Below are 6,927 nucleotides of genomic sequence, written 5' to 3'. Positions count from 1 at the left end.
GCCCGCTCATCGAGGTGCCCGTGCTGGTCGCCCTGGTCTACGTCAGCCTGGCCGCCCGCAGGCTGTTCAAGGAGCCCCCCCATGCCTGAGACCACCGGTAAGCCGAGCGTGTTGTTCGTGTGCGTGCACAACGCGGGGCGTTCCCAGATGGCCGAACCGGTTGGCTGACCCACCTGACCGATGGCCGGATCGAGGTCCGCTCCGCCGGGTCCGCGCCCGCCGGGCAGATCAACCCGGTCGCCGTCGAGGCAATGGCCGGAGTCGGCGTCGACATCACCGCGCAGCGCCCCAAGGTCCGCACCGCCGATGCCGTCGAGGCATCCGACGCGGTGATCGCCGTGATCAGCCAATCGCGCCGGCCGTCCGGCGACCAGAGCGGGAGTGTCGTATCCGTGATGCAGCGGTGACGCATCGCATACGCTTGCCTCGGCGGAAGGGCCGGTTCCCGTGGACGCGACCGTGACGGCCGACGTACGGCACGGCGGTGGCTGGCTGCGGTTCGACGGATCACGCATGACGGAGGAACGGGGCGGTTGCTACCTGCGGCTCGGCGAGTCCGGCCTGGCGGCGGAGGAACTCGGCCGGGCGCTGGGTGAGCGGCTATCCCGGCGCCGCCGGGGTGCTGTGCTGAGCGATCTCGCCCTGGCCGGGCTCCAGCGCGGCGATCTGGATCAGGTCCTGCACTACGGCTACCAGGCCCTCACGCATCCGGAGAACGCGGCGGAACAGCGGTCGCTGGAGAAGGCCGGGTTCCGGCTGGAAGGTGTGCTGCGGGCCTTCGAGTTCCGCGCCGGAGGCTGGAGCGACGCTGGATCTACAGCAGGCTCCGCGACGATCCGGCCCCCGCCCTCGACTGATCGGACCGGGTTCACCGGTCCGCCGCCGGCAAGGTAGATTCAGGGTGCTGACGCTCCAGCCCCCGAAGCCTCGGGGATCCCGGGCCGTTCCTCCCACGCGGGGCGGCGCTCCCACGGGGTAGTGGCGATGACGGCGAGCGGCCATCCGCTGTTGTGACGCATGCGTCTCGACCAGGCGGGGTGCAGGCGTGGGCGGGTCCCCGCCAGACCGGACGAGACATGGCCCACGACGATCGTGACCTGACCCGTGCCACACGCCGGCGGATGCGCCGGACCGGGGAGAGCTACCAGACGGCGCTCGCCGCCGTCCGCGTCGAACGGGAGGGCGGGCGCGTATTACGCTACGACATCACCGGGGAGATGGCTCGGTTCGTCCAGGACGAGCACGGGGGCGACTCCGGCCTTCTCACCCGGCTCGACCCCGCCTACACCTGTCCGGTCTGCGCCGCTCCCGGCGACGCACGCGCCGACACCACCGGGTTGCGGCTCCAGGTGGCCCCTTACGACCCCGACCTCACCCCGGCGGCCACGCTGATCGGCGTCACCAGGCACCACGCACGCTGCCGGCCGTCCGACATGGTGCACGTGGATGTGACCGCCGTTCCGCGCGAGCCCGCCGTCCTCGTGCTGCCCGCCGCGCCCACCCCCGAGGCGGAGGGGCGGTTCGCGCTCAGCGCGCGGGCCGTGCTGGCCCCCGGAGGGGTGCCGGCGCTGCTGCTGCTCGCCGAGGTCGTGGAGGACTTCGGCACCGGCCCGACCCCCTGGCTGTGGAACCTGGAACTGACCGTGTGGCGGCCCGCCGGGTTCGCCGCGCCGTCGCTGGCGCGAAAGACCGCGCCCGGCTGGTCCGCGCGGATCGTCCGGGGCGGCCCCGAGGACCGTACGCCCGGATGGGCGGCGATCCGCACGCGCGAGCCCGAGTACGGCCGGACCCCGGACCACCTCTTCCTCGGCGTGGTGGACATCCCCGGCGAATGGGCCGAGGCCGCGCGGGACCGGGCCACGCTCCTGCTGCTCGCCGGGCCTGTGGTGGTCGCGGGCGACGCGCCCAGGATCCCCCGCGAGATCGGGCCGGACACCCCGTCCGACCTGCTGCGAGACGGCCACCTGCTGGCCGCGTACACACCGCTGACGATGGAGGACCGGTCACGCGGAACGCGTTGACCGGGTGCGCCGACGAGAGGATGATCGCCATATGTCGAGGCTCGGGGGAGTCACCGCCGCCCTGCTGGTGCTGTTATCGGCCGCCGCGTGCGGCGAAGAACGGGCGATGAGCCGGGTGTCCATACCGGTGACCAGCCAGGACGGCCACGAAGAGGGATGGGGCTCACCCAGCCCGTCGATGCCTCCGCCGATGATGGCCACACCGACCACACTCTTCCCATCGGGCGTCGCCACATCGGCCCCGCCGCCTTCCTCCCCCGCCGCCACCACCCTCGCGGTGCCGATGGCGACCGGCACTCCACTGGCGGTCACGGGGGAACCGCGTTTCGCCGTCGTCGGCAAGATGCCCATCGCGCACTACGCCGACGATCGGGCCAAGGTCGTGTCGTTCTACACCGGGCAGCGGCAAGCCGTGCACGACGTCGCGACCGGGCGGCTCATCGCGGAGATCCCGCTGCCCAAGGGGGTCAAGTCCTCCTCTCGGCTGGTGGCCGCCGCCCGGGACAACCGCACGTTCCTCCTGTCCGGCTGGACCGGCCCGGAAGACCCGACGAACTATTTCCGCGTGCGGTTGGACGACAAAGGGCGTCCCGGCAGGCCACTGGTCGTGCCTCCCCTGGATGAGTACCTGGGGCCGCCGTTCTCACTGGCGCTGAGCGCCGACGGCACCCGGCTCGCCTACGCGACCACCACCCGCGTCTCGGTCATCGAGCTTTCGACCGGCGACCGCCGGGACTGGCTGGTGGCCTCGCCCAACGGTGTGGACGGGCTGGCCTGGTCTCCGGATGGCCGGAGCCTCGCCATGGTCATCGGCAACCACGGCCTCAGCGTGCTCCCTCTCGACAGGCCGGAGACCTCGCTGCTCGCCGCCGTGCGGCTGGTCCTGCCGAACCCCGAGCTTCCGATGATGTGGTCGGTCGCCTACTCCGCCGACGGCGGCGAGCTCATCTACTCCCGTGGCCACGACATCGAGAGCGTCCCGGTCGCCGGCGGTACGCCCCGGACGCTCGCCCGGCTGAAGCTGCCCCCGGACGCGTCGCTGAGCTCGTGGTTCGTCCTGGACGGTACCGGGCGCCACGCCCTCTACGAGCACGCCGGACGTCAGTTCCGGGTGGACCTGGAGACCGGGGCCGCTCGCCCGCTTCCCAAACTGGAAGGCGTTGACCAGATCGCCTGGTGATCAGGCGAACAGGTGCAGGTTGAGCCGTCTGGACAGGTGGCGGCAGATCTCCACGCCGCGCACGCTGTTGCCGTGTTCGTCGATCGGCGGGCTGAAGACGGCGAGGCCCAGCCTGCCGGGCACGGACGCCAGGATGACCCCTGAGACGCTGCTCTTGGCCGCCATCCCGACCTCCGCCATCCACCCGCCCGCCGCGTCGTACATGCCGCAGGTCGCCATCACCGACAGCACGGTGCGGGCGACCCACGGCTGTGTCACGACGTCGCCGGTCAGCGGGTTGACGCCGCGCCCGGCCAGGGTCGCGGCCATGATCGCGAGATCGCGCGTCCCGGCCCGGACGGCGCACTGCGCGAAGTAGCGGTCCAGCGCCTCGGCCGGGTCGGCGCCCATCGCGCCGGTGCTGGCGGCGAAGTAGGCCAGCGCCCGGTTGCGGTCCCCGGCCCGGCGCTGGCTGTTCAGGATCTCGGGGTCCGGCGTGAGCGGGCGTCCGGCGAACCGTCCCAGGCAGTCCACCGCGCGTTCCCTGCGCGCGTCGGGGTTGTCCCCGGCGACCAGCGAGGTCGTCACGATCGCCCCCATGTTGGTCATCGGGTTGTACGGCAGGCCGCTCCCGGGCATCGTCCCGGCCGCGTCGAACCGGCCGCCGCTCGGCTCCACGTCCACGTGCTCGCGCATCCCGCCCAGGCCCCGGTCGGCCAGTGCCAGCGCGTAGACGAACGGCTTGGCCGCCGACATCAGCGCGACCGGCACGTCCGCGTCGCCGGCCTCGAAGACGTGCCCGCCGTCCACCGTGGCCACGGCCACGCCCAGCAGCCCGGGGTCCACCTCGGCCAGCGCGGGTACGTACGTGACGACCCGCCCGCCGCTCACCGCCGCGCCCGCCTCCAGGGCCTCGTCCAGGACGCTGCGCATCAGTCGATGTCTGCGGGGCGGTCCGGGCCGTCGAACGGGTAGCGGCGGCGGAAGTCGTCCTCGGCCTCGGCGAACGACATGAACCGGACGCCGTCGTGGCCCCGGATGTACTCGATCAGCCGCTCCAGCATGAGCAGCACCTGCGGACGCCCGCTGACGTCGGGGTGGAGGGTGATCGGAAAGACCGCGTACTCCAGTTCGCGGTAGACCCAGTCGAACTGGTCGCGCCACTGTTGTTCCAGGTCGCGCGGGTTGACGAAGCCGTGACTGTTCGGCGAGCTCTTGATGAACATCATCGGCGGCAAATCGTCCACGTACCAGCTCGCCGCGAACTCCACGAGGTCCACCTCGCGGCCGTGGACCATCGGGTGCATCCAGGTCGCGGCGTCCTCGTCGTAGTCGATCGTCGTCCACCGGTCGCCGCCGCGCGCGTAGAAGGGCTGGAAGTCGCGGTACGACTGGGAGTGGTCGTAGGTGAAGCCGTACTTGAGCAGCAGGTCGATGGTGCGCTCCGACATCTCCCACCAAGGGGCGACATATCCGCGCGGCCTGACCCCGACGATCTCGTCCAGCAGCTCCACGCTGCGGGCCAGCACGTCCTCCTCCTGCTGGGCCGACATCGACATCGGGTTCTCGTGCAAGTAGCCGTGCGCGCCGATGTCGTGCCCGCCTTCGGCGATCATGCGGGACTGGTCGGGGAACGACTCCAGCGAGTGGCCGGGCACGAACCAGCTCGTCCTGATCCCCTCGCGCTCGAACAGCCGCAGCAGCCTCGGCGTGCCGATCTCCCCGGCGAACACGCCCCGCTGGATGTCGTTGGGCGACTCCTCGCCGCCGTACGACCCGATCCAGCCGGCCACGGCGTCCACGTCCACGCCCAGGCAAACGTTGATCGTCGTCATGCCTCTCCGGCTACCCAGGGCGGTCCGCTCCGTGCCGTCCGCCTGGCAAAGTCCTCGTCAACGCGCGTGCGGGCGGTGACAGCGCGCTGTGCGAGGTATGACAGCGGGACCGCGCATGGTGGCGTCATGAACAACGGAAGGAACGCCTTCGAAGCCGAGGGCCTGACGAAGCGCTACGGCGACACCGTGGCGCTGGCCGGGATCGACCTGGCCGCCAGGGAGGGCACGGTCCTGGGGGTGCTCGGGCCGAACGGCGCGGGCAAGACCACGGCGGTGCGCATCCTGGCCACCCTGCTGCGCGCCGACTCCGGCCGCGCCACCGTCGGCGGCCTCGACGTCGTGCGGCACCCCGCCCGCGTCCGCCGCATGATCGGCCTGACCGGGCAGTACGCGTCCGTGGACGAGGACCTCACCGGCACCGAGAACCTGGTGCTCATCGGTGAGCTGCTGGACCTGCGCCGCAGGGACGCCAAGGCGGTCGCCGCCCGGCTGCTCGACGAGTTCGGCCTCGGCGAGGCCGCCGGACGCCGAGTGAAGACCTACTCCGGAGGCATGCGCCGCCGCCTGGACCTCGCGGCCAGCATGGTCGGCGGCCCCAGCGTGATCTACCTGGACGAGCCGACCACCGGCCTGGACCCGGCCAAGCGGGACGACGTGTGGAACATGGTCCGCGCCCAGGTCGCGGCCGGGGTGACGGTGCTGCTGACCACGCAGTACCTGGAGGAGGCCGACGCACTCGCCGACGAGATCTCGGTGATCGACCACGGCAAGGTGATCGCGCACGGCACCCCGGCCGAGCTGAAGCACGTGGTGGGGGGCCAGACGATCCTGGTCCGGCCGTCCGACCCGGCCAGGCTGAAGGAGGCCGCGGGCATCCTGGGGGCGATCGCCGGGCGCGCGCCGGAGTCCCCGGGCCGGGGCGTGGTGACCGTCCCGGTGGAGGGCGACGTGGTGTTCGGCGAGGTGGTGCGGCGGCTGGAGGCCGCCGGGATCGGCGTCACCGAGCTGTCGCTCCGGCTGCCCAGCCTGGACGAGGTCTTCTTCACGCTGACCGGCGGGCACACGAACGACGACACGGAGGTGGCGGCATGACGATCACGGAACGCCCGATGACACGGGTCCGGCGGCCGGACGCGCTGCCGGGGCCGCGTCCGTTCGGCCTGGTCCGGCACAGCCTGGCACTGGCCAGGCGGAGCGTGATCAAGACGATCCGGACGCCGGAACAGCTCCTCGACGTCACCCTGCAGCCGCTCATCTTCCTGGTGATGTTCGTCTACCTGCTGGGCGGCGCGGTTTCCGGGTCCACCCAGGAGTACCTGCAGTTCCTGCTTCCGGCGATCATGGTCCAGACGGTGATGTTCGCCGGCATGGCGACCGGCGTGAACCTCAACACCGACATGGCCAAGGGCGTCTTCGACCGGTTCCGCAGCCTGCCCATCGCACGGGCCGCCCCGCTGATCGGGTCGGTGGTCGGCGACCTGATCCGCTACCTGGTGGCGATCACCTCGCTGCTGGCCTTCGGGGCCCTGCTGGGCTTCCGGATCGGCACGAACCCGCTGTCGGCGGCGCTGGCGTGCGTGCTCACCATCGTGTTCGCGTTCAGCGTGAGCTGGATCTTCGTGCTGCTCGGGACGATGATGCGCGAGCCGAGCGGGGTGCAGGGCGTGGCGTTCATGACCATGTTCCCGCTCACCTTCGGCACCAGCATGATGGCGCCCCGGGAGACGCTGCCGGGTTGGCTCCAGGCGTGGGTGGACGTCAACCCGGTGTCGCACGTGATGGCGGCGTCACGGGCGCTGATGGTCGGCGGTCCGCTGGGCACGGAGGCCCTCTGGACGCTGGGGTGGAGCGCGTTGATCATCGCGGTGTTCGCGCCGCTGGCCGTGCGGGCCTACCGGCGCAAGACCTGAGC

General features: G+C 71.7%; 7 protein-coding genes and 1 pseudogene. 6 read left to right on the top strand and 2 right to left on the bottom strand.

Annotation, left to right across the window (positions count from 1 at the left end):
• Positions 1 to 81 precede the first annotated feature (81 nt).
• The 4 genes and pseudogenes from P3X83_RS13835 to P3X83_RS13820 form a co-directional block, all read left to right on the top strand.
• Positions 82 to 341: pseudogene (locus P3X83_RS13835) on the top strand (heat-shock protein HtpX); the annotation flags it as partial.
• A 106-nt stretch (positions 342 to 447) separates the two neighbouring features.
• Entirely contained in the window at positions 448 to 894 is a 447-nt protein-coding gene (locus tag P3X83_RS13830; RefSeq protein WP_277305424.1) for a GNAT family protein, read from the top strand.
• Positions 895 to 1,076: 182 nt separating this feature from the next.
• Positions 1,077 to 2,021 (top strand): hypothetical protein, encoded by a 945-nt coding sequence (locus P3X83_RS13825; protein WP_277305423.1) that lies wholly within the window; start codon positions 1,077 to 1,079, stop codon positions 2,019 to 2,021.
• Positions 2,022 to 2,052: 31 nt separating this feature from the next.
• Entirely contained in the window at positions 2,053 to 3,201 is a 1,149-nt protein-coding gene (locus P3X83_RS13820; RefSeq protein WP_277305422.1) for a hypothetical protein, read from the top strand.
• Here P3X83_RS13820 and glsA read toward each other — a convergent pair whose 3' ends face one another.
• Both glsA and P3X83_RS13810 read right to left on the bottom strand, forming a co-directional pair.
• Positions 3,202 to 4,113: a glutaminase A gene (glsA, locus tag P3X83_RS13815; RefSeq protein ID WP_277305421.1), complete on the bottom strand. Its 912-nt coding sequence runs from the start codon at positions 4,111 to 4,113 to the stop codon at positions 3,202 to 3,204. It abuts the gene before it with no gap.
• Positions 4,113 to 5,015, bottom strand: coding sequence for a polysaccharide deacetylase (locus P3X83_RS13810; RefSeq protein ID WP_277305420.1), 903 nt, complete (start codon positions 5,013 to 5,015; stop codon positions 4,113 to 4,115). Before P3X83_RS13810 ends, glsA begins: the two co-directional genes overlap by 1 nt.
• Before the next feature lie 126 nt (positions 5,016 to 5,141).
• Between P3X83_RS13810 and P3X83_RS13805 the strand changes: the two genes are divergently transcribed.
• Both P3X83_RS13805 and P3X83_RS13800 read left to right on the top strand, forming a co-directional pair.
• The gene (locus P3X83_RS13805; RefSeq protein WP_277305419.1) at positions 5,142 to 6,107 is read left to right on the top strand and encodes an ATP-binding cassette domain-containing protein; all 966 of its coding nucleotides are present in this window, start codon (positions 5,142 to 5,144) and stop codon (positions 6,105 to 6,107) included.
• The gene (locus tag P3X83_RS13800) at positions 6,104 to 6,925 is read left to right on the top strand and encodes an ABC transporter permease (RefSeq protein ID WP_277305418.1); all 822 of its coding nucleotides are present in this window, start codon (positions 6,104 to 6,106) and stop codon (positions 6,923 to 6,925) included. The genes P3X83_RS13805 and P3X83_RS13800 overlap by 4 nt, the downstream gene beginning before the upstream one ends.
• Positions 6,926 to 6,927: the final 2 nt, after the last annotated feature.

The organism is Spongiactinospora sp. TRM90649, assembly GCF_029382225.1.
GTDB lineage: Bacteria > Actinomycetota > Actinomycetes > Streptosporangiales > Streptosporangiaceae > Spongiactinospora.
Note: the sequence above shows the minus strand (reverse complement) of the source record. Positions and strands in the feature narration are given on the sequence as shown.

Excerpts from the sequence above, each read along its gene's own strand:
- P3X83_RS13825 (WP_277305423.1), top strand. The coding sequence starts at position 1,077 with ATGGCCCACGACGATCGTGACCTGACCCGTGCCACACGCCGGCGGATG.
- P3X83_RS13805 (WP_277305419.1), top strand. The coding sequence starts at position 5,142 with ATGAACAACGGAAGGAACGCCTTCGAAGCCGAGGGCCTGACGAAGCGC.
- glsA (WP_277305421.1), bottom strand. The coding sequence starts at position 4,113 with ATGCGCAGCGTCCTGGACGAGGCCCTGGAGGCGGGCGCGGCGGTGAGC.
- P3X83_RS13810 (WP_277305420.1), bottom strand. The coding sequence starts at position 5,015 with ATGACGACGATCAACGTTTGCCTGGGCGTGGACGTGGACGCCGTGGCC.
- P3X83_RS13800 (WP_277305418.1), top strand. The coding sequence starts at position 6,104 with ATGACGATCACGGAACGCCCGATGACACGGGTCCGGCGGCCGGACGCG.
- P3X83_RS13820 (WP_277305422.1), top strand. The coding sequence starts at position 2,053 with ATGTCGAGGCTCGGGGGAGTCACCGCCGCCCTGCTGGTGCTGTTATCG.